This window comes from uncultured Bacillus sp. (assembly GCF_958411575.1).
Lineage (GTDB): Bacteria > Bacillota > Bacilli > Bacillales > Bacillaceae > Bacillus > Bacillus spizizenii.
This window is the reverse complement of sequence record NZ_CATYRA010000001.1, coordinates 473,545-486,391: the sequence shown is the minus strand read 5'-3', so window position 1 is coordinate 486,391 and position 12,847 is coordinate 473,545. Positions and strand designations below refer to the sequence as shown.

The window sequence follows — 12,847 nt, the reverse complement described above, 5'->3', positions numbered from 1 at the left end:
ATATAAACTTCAAGCCTATATATCGGTTGAATAAAAAAGGCCCAAACTACGCCAAAATAAACAAAAACCCGCAAACGGGGGTGCCATCTTGCAAAAATATGTTCAATCCGTCTATAAACATGATCCGTTTCACCTTTTTTCTGCAGAGCATGTGGTGACGTTAGCAATCATCGCTCTTTTGGCCATTCTGTTGTTTTTGTTTCGTAAGGCGGTCAAGCGGCCTAAGGCCAGCCAGTTTTTGCGTTATTTGTTTGTGTTTCTGTTGCTTGGTTCGCAAATCGGTTATCAAATATGGATGATCGCCACGGGAAGGTGGTCGGTGCGCACTTCGTTGCCTCTCCAGCTTAGTGATCTGTCGGTGTATTTGTCGGCCATCATGCTGGTGACCAAAAGCAGGAAGCTGTTTGTATTTTTATATTTTGTCGGCATTGGCAGTTCGATTCAGGCGCTTGCCACTCCTGATCTCGGTATGTTTTCATTTCCGCATATCCGATATATCCTCTTTTTTATTTCTCACGGATCCGTGCTTCTGTCCTGTCTGCTGATGGCGGTAATTGGGACGTACAGACTCAGACAGCGTTCTTTATGGGGGACTGTCCTGATTGTCAATGTGTACGGAGTCTGCATTTATCTGCTTGATCGGTGGCTTGGCGCGAATTATATGTATTTGACGAAAAAACCGGGCGGCTCTTCTCTTTTGGATGTTCTCGGGCCTTGGCCGTGGTACATCGCTTCGGCTGAAGCCATAACGATCGCCAGCTTTTACATCCTTTATTGGCTGTATCGCATGTTCAAAAAATGACACCTTTTTTGTTGTATAGCACATTCTGTCTAAAAAAATATTGAAGAATAGTGTTTAATTTTCTGAAATCGGGAATGTAACTTGTACAACACAAAGGGAGATGAATACCATTGAAGAAAGATGAAATTATGCATATCGTGTCATGTGCAGATGATAATTATGCTCGTCATTTAGGTGGAATGTTCGTTTCTTTATTGACAAATATGGACCAGAATAGAGAAGTAAAGCTATATGTAATTGATGGGGGAATCGAGCCTGATAACAAAAAAAGGCTGGAAGAAACGACATTGAAGTTCGGTGTGCCGATTGAGTTTTTAGAAGTAGATACTAATATGTATGAACATGCGGTAGAGAGCAGCCATATTACAAAAGCGGCGTATTACCGCATTTCGATTCCTGACTTAATTAAGGATGAGAGCATCAAGCGGATGATTTATGTCGACTGTGATGCACTAGTCCTTGAGGATATTTCGAAACTGTGGGACTTAGACATCTCTCCATACACCGTTGCTGCCGTGGAAGATGCGGGACAGCATGAACGTTTGAAAGAAATGAATATCACTGATACGGGAAAATATTTTAACTCAGGTATTATGATTATTGATATGGAACCTTGGAGAAAGCAAAACATCACAGAAAAAGTCATCAACTTTATCAATGAAAACCCGTCTGAAGACTTTCTTGTGCTGCACGACCAAGATGCACTGAATGCGATTTTGTATGATCAGTGGTATGAGCTTCACCCGCGCTGGAACGCTCAAACATACATCATGTTAAAACTGAAAACACCTCCAACACTGTTAGGACGGAAGCAATATAATGAAACGAGAGAAAACCCGGCAATCGTGCACTTCTGCGGCGGAGAAAAGCCTTGGAACTCCAATACAAAACATCCGTATCGCGATGAGTATTTCCATTACATGTCCTATACGAAGTGGAATACGATCGGGAACCCGGCCATCAACCAATAAATTGAATATAAAAAACGCTTTTGATCGTCTCAAAAGCGTTTTTTTGTTTGCTTCAGCGTGCGACTGACCGCTGGTAAAACCGCTGAATATGCATGGCAATATAGCACAATTCTTTTTCAGGAAACTCAAAACCGTATTCCTTCTTCACAAATGTGCCGATGCTTAGGGCACACAGGAAGGCATCCTTAAACTTCTCTTTAATAATGTCGATCATTTCTGCATCCAGCTCGTAAATGGATTCGCCCGCTTTGATATGCTGAATGGCAAAGCGGAGATGGGTCACAAGCCGTTCATAAGAGATGGTATCTTCAACAATATTGATCGCCAGCTGAATTTCAATAATCTCGATAATATCACGGATCATTGTTGTAATATCAAGTGTCTGTGTCATATCACCGGCATTGTTTCTTGCTGTGTGGATGTGCATGGCGATATTGCCGATTTCATCATCAGGAATGTGAATCCCCAGTTTCTCTTTAATCAGCGCTCTGGCCCACAAGCCGATTTGGAATTCCTTCGGATAAAGGACTTTGATCTCATTCAGCAGCGGATTTTTGATGACCATCCCATTGCTCAGGCGTTCAATCGCAAAAGAAAGATGGTCTGAAAAAGCGACGTGAATGCGCTCGTTGATTTTAATGTTCAGCTCTTTTTCGGCATGAGAGATAATTTGCTCAGAAATCTGAATATGGTCTTCCGGCAATGTTTCTAAAATCTCTTCGAACTGCTTATAGTCAGCTGTATCTTTTCTGACAAAGGTTTTTTCTATTTTTGATGGATCGACAATATCATTCTTCTTTTTGTCGAACGCAATTCCTGCACCTAAGAGAATCTTCTCTTCATTTTGATCCTTTACGACGATAGCATTATGATTTAAGATTCTTTTAATTTTCATAGCTTTTTTGTCCTTTCATCCCCCGTTTTATGAATGAAAACGAATAAATCCATTTATTCTGTCTCTTCTTTAAACCCGAGAAACAATGTAGCTATAAAAGCAGAGACGGCCGCGATCAAAAAACCGATCATATAATGAACAAAATTAGCGGCGCCGAACGGCAGCACGATTGAAATCATCGGAATGCCTGTCAGCCCGTAGGAATTCGACACGACATGTACCGCAACCACGTATGCTCCGCCAATAGCGCCGCCGATGGCAGCTCCGATAAAGGGACGGATCAGTTTGACATTAACCCCGAATACAATCGGCTCTACAATGCCTAAAAACGCGGTCAGGGAAGCGGGGAGCGCAATTTTCTTCAGGCTTGATTGTTTTGTTTTGAAGAAAACCGCAAGCCCCGCTCCGCCTTGGGCCACATTCGCCATCGACCATATCGGCACTAAAAAGTTCACGCCGACACGCGGATCAGCAAGCAGCGTTGCTTCAATCGCATAAAAGCTATGATGCAAGCCGGATAGAACGATGGTGGAGTAGATGCCGCCGAACAGGGCTCCGGCAACAATGCCGGCGTGATCATAAATATAGACAATCGACTGTGTCATAATTTGGCCGATGATAGATGCGGCGGGATTCATCACAATCAGCGCGAGGCACCCTGTCACCATGACCGTAATAAAAGGAATGATGACGACATCAAGCGACTTCGGCACAATTGATTTTAATAGCTTCTCGATTTGGCTCATGGCATAAACGGAGAGAAGAATTGGTATAATGGAGCCCTGATAGCCCATCATTGGAATATGCAGCCCCCAGATGTCTAAGGAAGCAGGGGTTTTGCTGCCGAGCATAGACGGGTCCAGCAGATCAGGATGCGTCAGGAGTCCTGCTATGACTGCCCCTAAATACGGGTTGCTGCCAAATTGCCGTGCGGCACTGAAACCGACCAAAATCGGCAGCAAAATAAAGGCTGTGCTGGACACGAGATCGAGCACTTTGATCCATGGGCTGTCGGCTGCGAACCAGTGAAACACCTTAATCATTCCGATCAGTCCCATAAGCAGGCCGCTTGCTGTGATTGCCGGGATAATCGGCACAAAAATATCGGACAGTGTTTTCGCAAATACTGCGACAGGGCTCAGCTTCCGGCTGGCCTTTTTCTGCTGAACAGGCTTTTCAGAAGGCGCGGCCTCCCACACGTGAACGACTTCTTTATATATTTTGTTGACGACGCCTGCTCCGAAGATAATCTGGAATAATCCATATCGGAAAAAGGTACCCTGTACACCTTGCAGATTTTCAATGGCATGTATATCGATTTTCGTCTCGTCCTTTACCTCAAAACGAAGACGGGTCGTACAATGGCTGATGCTGATAATATTGCTTTTACCTCCTGCGAGGAGCAATAATTCTTTTGCAATCTCTTTTTGCAAGCAATCAAAACCTCCTTTGCTGAAGAAAAGTCGGCTTGTTCATCGTATCAAATGAAAAGTTGACAATCAAAATGAAAAAAGTGAGAAACCGTCTGAAAATGACAAAAACGTGCAGGGACAACAAAAAATGCCCGCGTCGGTGACGGAGCATCAGAATAGGGATTGTCCATGGCGCCGTTATGAGCCCAACACGAAAAGAAGAGTTAAAATGCCCTGTTTTTTAGGCACTAATACTCCCTTTGCATCATGGGTCTTGCCTGCCTGCCAGTCACAATCCCTCCATATGTGGTGATAACTGTAATAACGTTCATTTTATGCTGTTCATGGCATGATAGCAATAGTAGGAAAAGCCTGTGCGCTGAATGGGAAAAAGGTTGTGCGTGGTGTTTTTTGGAATGGAAAAAGCCTATAAGGCCCAGAATACAAGTCTTACAGGTTTTTGGTTACTTTTTCGGTTTGACGGCATTCAGCCGTTTTTGCAGCTTTGTTTTTTCATTGGATGCTTTTAATTGATTCACTGCAGACTGAGCGGATGACTTTGATTTTTTTGTTTTGTCTTTTTCCGCTTTTTTCACTTTTGCTTTGGCAGTTTCGACTTTTTTTGCTTCGGCTGCCGCCACTTTTTTCTTTACTTTATCTAACCGTTTTTGCAATGCCGTTTTGTCCTTGCCTGTTTGAAGATGATTGATTGCTGATTGTGCTTTTGCCGCATTTGCATCAGTTGATTTCTTTTCAGCTGCAGATACGGATTGCTGAGCCGTTCTCAAATTGGTGCTTTTCACTTTGTTAAGGCGTTTCTGCAGGGACGTTTTTTCTGAACCTGCCGGCAGCTTGCTGACTGCTGATTGTGCGCTGTCCACATCTGTTTTCTTTTTGCTTTTTTCCGCTTTCGCTACTTTCTCTTTCGCCTGCTTTGATGCGATGTAGCGTTTTACTTGGTCTAAGCGTTTTTGCAGGTTCTTTTTGTCTGTTCCGTTCGGCAGCTTGTTAATGGCAGCTTGTGCTATATCAACAGTTTGCTGTGTTTTATACTTTTCTGCCTTTGCGACTTTGTCTTTCGCATCTTTTACATTTCTGTATGACTGTACTTTATCCAGTCTTTTTTTCAGGGCTGTTTTGGCGTCAGAATCCGGCAGCTGGCTAACGAGTTCTCTCGCTTTGTCGATATCGGTTTGTGTTTTTGTTTGTTCTGCTTTTTTCACTGCTTGCTCTGCTGTCACGTACGCTGAATCTGTTGCCCGCGCTTTATACTGGATTAAGCCGTAGCCAAATTGCTGATCGCGGCCTGCGGTTCCAAGATCAACGATATGTTTCTGCATATCTGCGCGAAGCTGTACGTTTGTCTCAGCAGGATTCCGCTGTTTTAACAAAGCAAACATGGCAGCGGCGTGTGGTGTCGCTTGGGATGTTCCGCTTCCAGTTGCATAATATTGGTTTAAATATGTACTCGTGATGTTTGTTCCCGGCGCTGAAAATTCAACTTCATCTCCAGTTGTTGAGAAGGAGGCAAGCTGATTCTTTTCGTTTGTCGCCGAAACTGCAACGACACTGCTGTATGCCGCCGGATAGTTCACAGGCTTGCCATTCCCGTCGTTACCGCTTGCGGCAACGAGCAGAATGCCTTGTTCATATGCTTTGTCCACGGCGTCATGGAGGATTTTGCTGTCTGACGTCGTGCCAAGGCTCATATTGACGATGTCCATCCCGTGGGTGATTGACCAGTCAATTCCTTGGAGAAGGCCTTGAAGATCCCCCGAGCCGTTCTGATCAAGCGCTTTAACCGCGTATACTTGTGCTTCCGGTGCGATACCGTCAATTCCATAGCCGTTATGCTTGGCTCCGATAATCCCTGCGACATGTGTTCCGTGGCCGTTATCATCCTTGTAAGAAGAGGTATAACTGACAGCTGAATACCCGCCGGCAATCGACAGGTCATCGTGGGGGGAGATCCCGCTGTCAATGACTGCAATTTTGACATTTTTGCCTGTCAGTCCTGCCTTCCAAGCCTGTTTCACCTGAATGGGCTCAAGGTTCCATTGCTCAAAGTTGTCAGAGGTGTCAGTGCCGTCTGACAGCACTTTGAAATCCGTGCTGTCTGCTGCGGTAAATGATACGTTGTTTTCTACATACAAAATATCAGGATCCTGTTTTAATTCTTTCACTGTCTCCTGATCTGCTGTGACCGCTACCGCCGGAAGATGTGTATACTGCTGTTCAACCTCAGCATCGCTGTCCAGGACGGTTTCCTTTCCGGCCTTGTTTTTATAAACCACAATAACCTCTTTCTCGCTGCTGTTTTGCGCATGCGCGAGAGGGCCTGTGGCGAAAAAACTGAAAAACAGAGCGACTGATACAACAAGCTTGCAAGACATGTTTTTCATGATTTATCTCCTTTTTCTATGATGTTTGATATATATATCGGAGAAAAAAGAGAGTTTGAAAGTAGGAGGAAAAATATTTTCATGGACTGGATTGTTCAGCAGCATGCAGATTTTTTCCGCAGGAAGAGGAAATTTTCCAAATGAATTTGTAAGCGTTTTCAAAATAAGATAAAGAAAACATTGCAAAGGTTGTTCACAAAGCAATGAAAAGGGGGCTTTTCAGATGAGCGCATTCACTCGGGTGATGGAAGAAAAAATAATGCCTGTCGCTGGGAAAATTGCCGGGCAGCGGCATCTCAGCGCTTTGCGTGACGGAATTATCTTGACCATGCCGCTGATTATTATCGGGTCTGTCTTTTTGATTTTAACGAGCCTGCCGATTCCCGGTTATGCTGATTTCATGACGAGTGTGTTTGGAAAAGAGTGGGCGGATAAGCTCGGTTATCCCGTTAATGCTTCATTTGATATTATGGCGATGATCGCCGCTTTTGGAATCGCCTATCGTCTTGCGGAAAGCTATGGTGTCGATGCCCTATCTGCCGGAGCGATATCAATTGCTGCATTTCTATTGGCAACGCCGTTTGAGGTGCCGTTTACGCCGGATGGCTCAACGGAATCCATCTTGGTCGGTGGCGGAATCCCAATCACACTGCTTGGCAGCAAAGGTTTATTTGTCGCCATGCTGATCGCTTTGTTTTCAACTGAAATGTATCGGTACATTATTCAAAAAAATATCGTCTTCAAAATGCCAGACGGCGTGCCGCCGGCGGTAAGCAAATCATTTGTCGCGCTGATTCCCGGCTTTATCATTGTGTTTCTCGTGTGGCTGGCACGTCTTCTGATTGAAATGACGCCTTTTCAGAGCCTGCACAATGTCGTAGGAGATCTGCTTGGCACACCGCTTTCCATTCTTGGCGGCAGTCTCAGCGGGAGCCTGATTGCTGAATTTGTGCAGATGCTGCTTTGGTCGTGCGGGATTCACGGAGCTTCAATTATTGGCGGAATCATGGCGCCGATATGGTATGGCGCGATGGATGCCAACCGTCTCGCGTTCCAAGCGGGAGAGGCGCTGCCAAGTGTTTTCACAACCCAGTTTTTTCAAATTTGGATTAATGTCGGCGGAAGCGGAGCGACGTTGGCGCTTGTCCTGACGATGCTTGTGCGTTCCCGGAGCAAGCAAATGAAGCAACTTGGCCGATTAGGGATTGGGCCTGCGCTATTTAATATCAACGAGCCGATCATTTTCGGCATGCCGATTGTCATGAACCCGCTCCTCATTGTTCCATTCATCATCGCGCCACTCCTCACAATAACAGCAACTTATATCGGCATGAGCACTGGACTGGTAGCAAGGCCGGCTGGAATCGCCGTGCCATGGACGATGCCGCCTCTCATATCAGGCTACCTGGCGACAGGCGGAAAGGTATCGGGCGCCGTTATGCAACTGGTGAATCTGCTGATCACCTGCGCCATCTACTATCCGTTTTTCAGAATATGGGATCATCAGAAATGGAAGGAAGAGAGTGCGGTTGAATCCGGGGGATGAAAATGTGTCGTGATGTAAGCTGTTATAAATCATCAGCTGTTAAAGGTAAGTAAATGTTAGAATATGTAAAGGGGGTGCACATGCTAGAATATTTATGGTTAGATGACGAATCACCAATCTTGAAACAAATACCAATTGAATATACATCAGCTGTTATTTTATTTTCTCCTTTTATTCAAATGCCTGAAGGATGGGAAAAAGCAAAGAGAAAAAATAATGATGAGCATATTTATCCAAATGATGAGGAAATAAGGGAAAAAGGCAAAGCCGTTTCATGGAAGAAGGTGATGTCCTCTTGCGGCTTTCAAACGCATGCTGAGCTGGCGCTTGCGTTAATGACATCGATAGGCGCCTTAAGGGATGAGTGCGCGAGAGGAGATTTGGCTGAACTTTTACATGCAAACGTAAAAGGAGATCTCTTTTATCCTAGCGAGGACCATATTTCAAATTTTCATATTCCCAGTTTGATGAAAGTGCTTAGTTACAACGGGGCCAATCAGTTTTATTACTCAGAACCGATTTGGGAAAACAGCGGTTTTCTGGACATCACTGAGGCTAACTTGCGAACGGTTCTAGATGAAGCCGCCGCAGAGCTCATTTTGACTGATAAGAAAATGGATTTTGTGTTTATGAGTGTATATGACTCATTCATTAATGTTTTGTTAGCGAAAGATGAAAACATCAATGACCTGGTTCAGCGTATGGGCTGGGAAGCCATGATTTGCGATGAGTCAACGTATATCAGTTGGTATAGATAAAAAAGAACGTACATCACAAAATGTACGTTCTTTATTTTTACCGCTGAAAGAACTCAATCCACTCGCCGTCAGGGCCTTCGATATAAAAGTAACGGTACCCGTTAGGAAGTGTTGTGATCTCTTCGTCGATAAATCTCGCGTTCATTCTTTCCGCTTTTGTATATTCAGCCGCGATGTCATCCGTCAGCAGGGCTATGTGGTGCACTTTTCCTTCAGTGGGAAGCTCGCTGCTGTAGCCTTGAATCAGTTCGATTTCTGTTTCCGGTCCGTCTTCAAATCCAAGAAAAGCAAGCTCGATTACACCGTTCGTGTGTGTGATGCGATCCTTCAATTTCATGCCGAGAACCTCTTCATAAAAAGTGATGGACGCGTTGATATCCCTTACCATAATGCCTGTATGATCAATTCGTTTTGCCATGCTGCTCCTCCTCGTAACTCTTTTTGTCTATCGTAGAAAAACCTTTGCTTTCTGTCAATGCAGACATCTTGGCGTTTTGTGGTACGATAAGAGAAAGCAAACAGAAAGAGGACGAACAGATATGAAGCTACTCACTCTAAAACAAGCACATGCTGCAAAAATCAAAAAAGGCTATCCGCTCATCGATAAGGAAGCTCTCGCAGGGAGTGCGGGGCACGTGAAAGAAGGAGACCTCGTTGATATCATGTCAGAGAGCGGCGAGTTTCTCGCGCGAGGTTACTATGGCCTGCAAAACAAAGGGGTCGGCTGGACGCTTACCCGCAATAAACAAGAACAGATTGACCAAGCATTTTTTCTCAGCAAATTATCAAAAGCGGTCCAAGCACGCACCAAACTATTCGCTGCCCAAGATACAACAGCATTCCGCCTGTTCAATGGTGAGGGAGACGGCGTCGGCGGCGTCACGATCGACTATTATGGCGGCTACCTGCTGGTTCAATGGTACAGCAAAGGCATTTACACCTTTAAAGACATGCTGATTTCCGCTTTGGATGAGCTGGATCTTGATTATAAAGCGATTTACGAGAAAAAACGCTTCGACACGGCTGGACAATACGTTGAAGATGATGACTTCGTGAAAGGGAAAAGAGGCGAGTTCCCGATCATCATTCAGGAAAATGGCATTCAATACGCGGTGGATCTGAATGAAGGCGCCATGACGGGCATCTTTTTGGATCAAAGACATGTGCGCAAGGCGATCAGAGACCGCTATGCAAAAGGAAAAACAGTGTTAAATACGTTTTCTTATACGGGTGCATTCTCCGTGGCAGCAGCGCTTGGCGGAGCGGAGAAAACAACAAGCGTGGACGTGGCAAACCGGAGCATGGCCAAAACGATCGAGCAATTCAGCGTAAACAAACTTGATTACGAGGCACACGACATTAAAGTGATGGACGTGTTTAACTATTTTTCATATGCGGCGAAAAAGGGTCTGCGTTTTGATCTAATTATTCTCGATCCGCCTTCCTTTGCACGCACAAAAAAACGCACCTTCAGCGCGGCCAAGGATTATAAAAACCTGCTGAAGGAAACGATCGCTATCACAGCTGACAAGGGCATCATCGTTGCTTCCACAAACAGCAGCGCCTTCGGCATGAAGAAATTCAAAGGCTTTATCGATGCCGCCTTTAAAGAAACAAATGAACGTTACACGATCATTGAGGAATTTACGCTGCCGGAGGATTTCAAAACGATTTCATCGTTTCCTGAAGGCAACTACCTAAAAGTAGTCTTTCTGCAGAAAAAATAAAGCAAAAAGCTGCCCTGTTCAGGAGCAGCTTTTTCTATGTAGAAATGATTTTCTGGACGCGGCCGATGCGGCCATCTTCAAGCCGGACTTTAATGCCGTGCGGATGAAAGCTTGATTTCGTCAAAATATCCTTCACTGTCCCTCTCGTCAGTTTCCCTGTTTTTTGATCTGCTTTCAATACAATATCCACCTGTAATCCTTTCGAAATGCTGCTTCGCTCTTGCCCGTTCATAGCGCTCATCCTTTCTTTTTTTCATTATAGTCATTATGGTTTAAAAGTAACAGCCGGCTGCTGAAGCGTATTTTTGTTTTTTTCAGCCTTCATTAAATATAATGTCAGTCCAAAGCCTGCTATGCTCAGCATGCCAAAAAGCAAGTAGACTGCGAAGATGGACACGTAGTCAAAAATGTAGCCGCCTGCAAATGTACAGAACCAGTTGCCGAATCCATTGCCGATGGCCGCGTACATGGTCAGCGCCGTCGCTTCAACGTGGCTAGGAGTAATCTTTTTTACGTATTGAAGCGCCGCGGGGATAAATAAACCGATGGCCACTCCCTGAAGAAAGACTGTCGCATAAATGAGCCATAATGAAGGCGCTGTGAAATAGAGCGCCCACCTGAATAATGAGACCCCGCCTGACAGCATAATGACGTTGAGCAGTCCCATTTTATCTATAAATGTTTGGGCGAACCGCATAAATGGAATTTCCGAAATTACGCCGATGAAAAATAAAATGCCGATAGCGGAAAGTGACGCGCCGCTTTTGTCCAGAAAAAGACTGAAATACGTATTGTTCGCTAAGTTTGGAGCAAATGTCGTAAAAGTGATGATCATAAAGATGAGGAACGTTTTGTTGCTGATAAGCTCCCGGAATCCTTTGCGGATATTGACCTTTGTTTTTGTTTTCTGCTGGCCCGGCATTAGTGAGGCCAGTATGGAGGCCATGCACAGAAAGGCACAGCCAAAGATAAAGATCACGTGAATGGGATACAGCTGATTCGTCACCTGTCCCATGACAAACACCGCAACGCCGAAGCCGAGAGAACCAAACAGGCGGATTCCGCCGTAGTTGCCGTTTGTTTCTTGTGTGTACCTTAGTGAAATGCTGTCCGATAATGGAATAATCGTGCTTTGAAAGGCTGCAAAACATGCTGCAATCAGAATAAACATAGGAAAGCCATCAAATACAATATAGCCTAATCCCATGATACCTGTGATTGATGTGCAAACCGCCAGCAGGCTTTTCGTTTTTTGCGTATAGTCGCTCAGCATGCCCCAAAACGGCTGAAAGAAAATCATTACAATTGGGCCGAGTGACATGATCAAGCCGACCTGTGATCCGCTTACATGCTGTTCTTTCGTTAAATACATACTGAGTAAGGGAATAATGCTGCCCGTGCCAAGAAAAGCAAACAAATAAAATCCTTTTAACGCGGCGTAATGCCTTTTCACCTGCAAGTTGTGCATGGGGTGCCTCCTTCGGTATCCACAAATTACATTATATTGGAATCCACCAGCTTTTCAATAAGGGGAAGCACATAAAAAAAACTGCCCTTGAGAGGACAGTTTTTTCTTACATAAATGAAAGTAAAAAAGGCGCTGCGCAAAGCGTCATAATCGCAGCTAAGATCATTGACACGCTGGAAATCGTACCGGACACAGAGCTGAGTTCAAATGCTTTTGACGTTCCCGCGCCGTGTGCGCTTGTGCCGAGCAGCACGCCCCGCGTGGAAATAGAGGACGACCATTGAGCCGATCTATTATCTGCGGAAGGAGTTGTTTGATTAAAAACAAAAAATACTAACTAATATTTGACTTATGGAAACTATATGTATATAATCCTTATATATCAAATAAAAAGGAGTAATTTAACAGTGAAAATGAAAAGTATATTTACATATTCTCTCGGGGCAATGGTTCTTTTATCTGGTTTTATCGCGACTAATGCACTAGCTAAAGGGGATACAAAAGACTCTAATTATTATCTCGAAATGCCAAAAGGGTACCATGTTAATGCATATACGTCAGCAAGGACCAAGTATAATGATTCTTCTGTATATCAAAAAAACTCTTGGATAGGTAAAGATCGCACATTACGTTTATGGATTGTTGATAAAGATAAAAAAGATACTATATCAGGCGGTCACTACGTAGATATTACTAGTGGTCAGCATAAGAACATTCCAAGTGTTGCATATGAGAAGAGAGGTAAGACTTCTGTTAGAATTGCTGGGGAAGTCAGAGGCACTCCAAACGCTGTTGTTATTTCGGCAAAAGGAGTATGGAGTCCCGATAGTCGACGATAGGATAATTTCACAAATAACTAGAAAGAG

General features: G+C 44.4%; 12 protein-coding genes and 1 pseudogene. 6 read left to right on the top strand and 7 right to left on the bottom strand.

Features of this window, described 5'->3' with window-relative positions; translation table 11 throughout:
- Nucleotides 1-88 precede the first annotated feature (88 nt).
- Nucleotides 89-802: a TIGR02206 family membrane protein gene (locus Q5C82_RS02405; RefSeq protein ID WP_003222241.1), complete on the top strand. Its 714-nt coding sequence runs from the start codon at nucleotides 89-91 to the stop codon at nucleotides 800-802.
- Between the two features lie 110 nt (nucleotides 803-912).
- Complete coding sequence (locus tag Q5C82_RS02400) at nucleotides 913-1,773, top strand: glycosyltransferase family 8 protein (protein WP_003222240.1); 861 nt, start codon at nucleotides 913-915, stop codon at nucleotides 1,771-1,773.
- A gap of 52 nt (nucleotides 1,774-1,825) precedes the next feature.
- Here Q5C82_RS02400 and sacY read toward each other — a convergent pair whose 3' ends face one another.
- From sacY to Q5C82_RS02385, 3 genes are all read right to left on the bottom strand, one after another.
- On the bottom strand, nucleotides 1,826-2,668 hold the full coding sequence (sacY, locus tag Q5C82_RS02395) for a transcription antiterminator SacY (protein ID WP_003222237.1): 843 nt from the start codon (nucleotides 2,666-2,668) through the stop codon (nucleotides 1,826-1,828).
- A 53-nt stretch (nucleotides 2,669-2,721) separates the two neighbouring features.
- A complete protein-coding gene (gene sacX / locus Q5C82_RS02390; RefSeq protein ID WP_003222235.1) occupies nucleotides 2,722-4,101 on the bottom strand; it encodes a SacY negative regulator SacX in 1,380 nt (459 codons plus the stop codon).
- Nucleotides 4,102-4,544: 443 nt separating this feature from the next.
- Nucleotides 4,545-6,482 carry a S8 family peptidase gene (locus Q5C82_RS02385; RefSeq protein ID WP_003222232.1) on the bottom strand — a complete coding sequence of 646 codons (1,938 nt, stop codon included), beginning with the start codon at nucleotides 6,480-6,482 and terminating at the stop codon, nucleotides 4,545-4,547.
- 223 nt (nucleotides 6,483-6,705) lie between these two features.
- Between Q5C82_RS02385 and celB the strand changes: the two genes are divergently transcribed.
- Both celB and Q5C82_RS02375 read left to right on the top strand, forming a co-directional pair.
- A complete protein-coding gene (celB, locus tag Q5C82_RS02380) occupies nucleotides 6,706-8,028 on the top strand; it encodes a PTS cellobiose transporter subunit IIC (RefSeq protein WP_003222230.1) in 1,323 nt (440 codons plus the stop codon).
- An 80-nt stretch (nucleotides 8,029-8,108) separates the two neighbouring features.
- Complete coding sequence (locus Q5C82_RS02375; protein ID WP_003222227.1) at nucleotides 8,109-8,786, top strand: DUF2711 family protein; 678 nt, start codon at nucleotides 8,109-8,111, stop codon at nucleotides 8,784-8,786.
- Between the two features lie 37 nt (nucleotides 8,787-8,823).
- Here the strand turns inward: Q5C82_RS02375 and glxA are convergent, their stop codons facing one another.
- Nucleotides 8,824-9,204 carry a glyoxalase GlxA gene (gene glxA, locus Q5C82_RS02370; RefSeq protein ID WP_003222225.1) on the bottom strand — a complete coding sequence of 127 codons (381 nt, stop codon included), beginning with the start codon at nucleotides 9,202-9,204 and terminating at the stop codon, nucleotides 8,824-8,826.
- 121 nt (nucleotides 9,205-9,325) lie between these two features.
- Between glxA and Q5C82_RS02365 the strand changes: the two genes are divergently transcribed.
- Nucleotides 9,326-10,513 (top strand): class I SAM-dependent rRNA methyltransferase, encoded by a 1,188-nt coding sequence (locus Q5C82_RS02365; protein ID WP_003222223.1) that lies wholly within the window; start codon nucleotides 9,326-9,328, stop codon nucleotides 10,511-10,513.
- Between the two features lie 34 nt (nucleotides 10,514-10,547).
- Here the strand turns inward: Q5C82_RS02365 and Q5C82_RS02360 are convergent, their stop codons facing one another.
- From Q5C82_RS02360 to Q5C82_RS02350, 3 genes and pseudogenes are all read right to left on the bottom strand, one after another.
- Complete coding sequence (locus Q5C82_RS02360; protein WP_003222222.1) at nucleotides 10,548-10,745, bottom strand: YwbE family protein; 198 nt, start codon at nucleotides 10,743-10,745, stop codon at nucleotides 10,548-10,550.
- Between the two features lie 33 nt (nucleotides 10,746-10,778).
- Complete coding sequence (locus tag Q5C82_RS02355; RefSeq protein ID WP_003222220.1) at nucleotides 10,779-11,981, bottom strand: major facilitator superfamily domain-containing protein 6; 1,203 nt, start codon at nucleotides 11,979-11,981, stop codon at nucleotides 10,779-10,781.
- A gap of 106 nt (nucleotides 11,982-12,087) precedes the next feature.
- Nucleotides 12,088-12,240: pseudogene (locus Q5C82_RS02350) on the bottom strand (LrgB family protein); the annotation flags it as partial.
- Nucleotides 12,241-12,394: 154 nt separating this feature from the next.
- Between Q5C82_RS02350 and Q5C82_RS02345 the strand changes: the two are divergent.
- A complete protein-coding gene (locus Q5C82_RS02345) occupies nucleotides 12,395-12,820 on the top strand; it encodes a hypothetical protein (protein ID WP_230939512.1) in 426 nt (141 codons plus the stop codon).
- Nucleotides 12,821-12,847 lie beyond the last annotated feature (27 nt).

What these genes read in the sequence shown, in the direction of transcription:
- sacY (WP_003222237.1), bottom strand. Translation starts at nt 2,668, where the DNA reads ATGAAAATTAAAAGAATCTTAAATCATAATGCTATCGTCGTAAAGGAT.
- celB (WP_003222230.1), top strand. Translation starts at nt 6,706, where the DNA reads ATGAGCGCATTCACTCGGGTGATGGAAGAAAAAATAATGCCTGTCGCT.
- Q5C82_RS02360 (WP_003222222.1), bottom strand. Translation starts at nt 10,745, where the DNA reads ATGAACGGGCAAGAGCGAAGCAGCATTTCGAAAGGATTACAGGTGGAT.
- Q5C82_RS02385 (WP_003222232.1), bottom strand. Translation starts at nt 6,482, where the DNA reads ATGAAAAACATGTCTTGCAAGCTTGTTGTATCAGTCGCTCTGTTTTTC.
- Q5C82_RS02345 (WP_230939512.1), top strand. Translation starts at nt 12,395, where the DNA reads ATGAAAAGTATATTTACATATTCTCTCGGGGCAATGGTTCTTTTATCT.
- Q5C82_RS02375 (WP_003222227.1), top strand. Translation starts at nt 8,109, where the DNA reads ATGCTAGAATATTTATGGTTAGATGACGAATCACCAATCTTGAAACAA.
- Q5C82_RS02355 (WP_003222220.1), bottom strand. Translation starts at nt 11,981, where the DNA reads ATGCACAACTTGCAGGTGAAAAGGCATTACGCCGCGTTAAAAGGATTT.
- glxA (WP_003222225.1), bottom strand. Translation starts at nt 9,204, where the DNA reads ATGGCAAAACGAATTGATCATACAGGCATTATGGTAAGGGATATCAAC.
- Q5C82_RS02365 (WP_003222223.1), top strand. Translation starts at nt 9,326, where the DNA reads ATGAAGCTACTCACTCTAAAACAAGCACATGCTGCAAAAATCAAAAAA.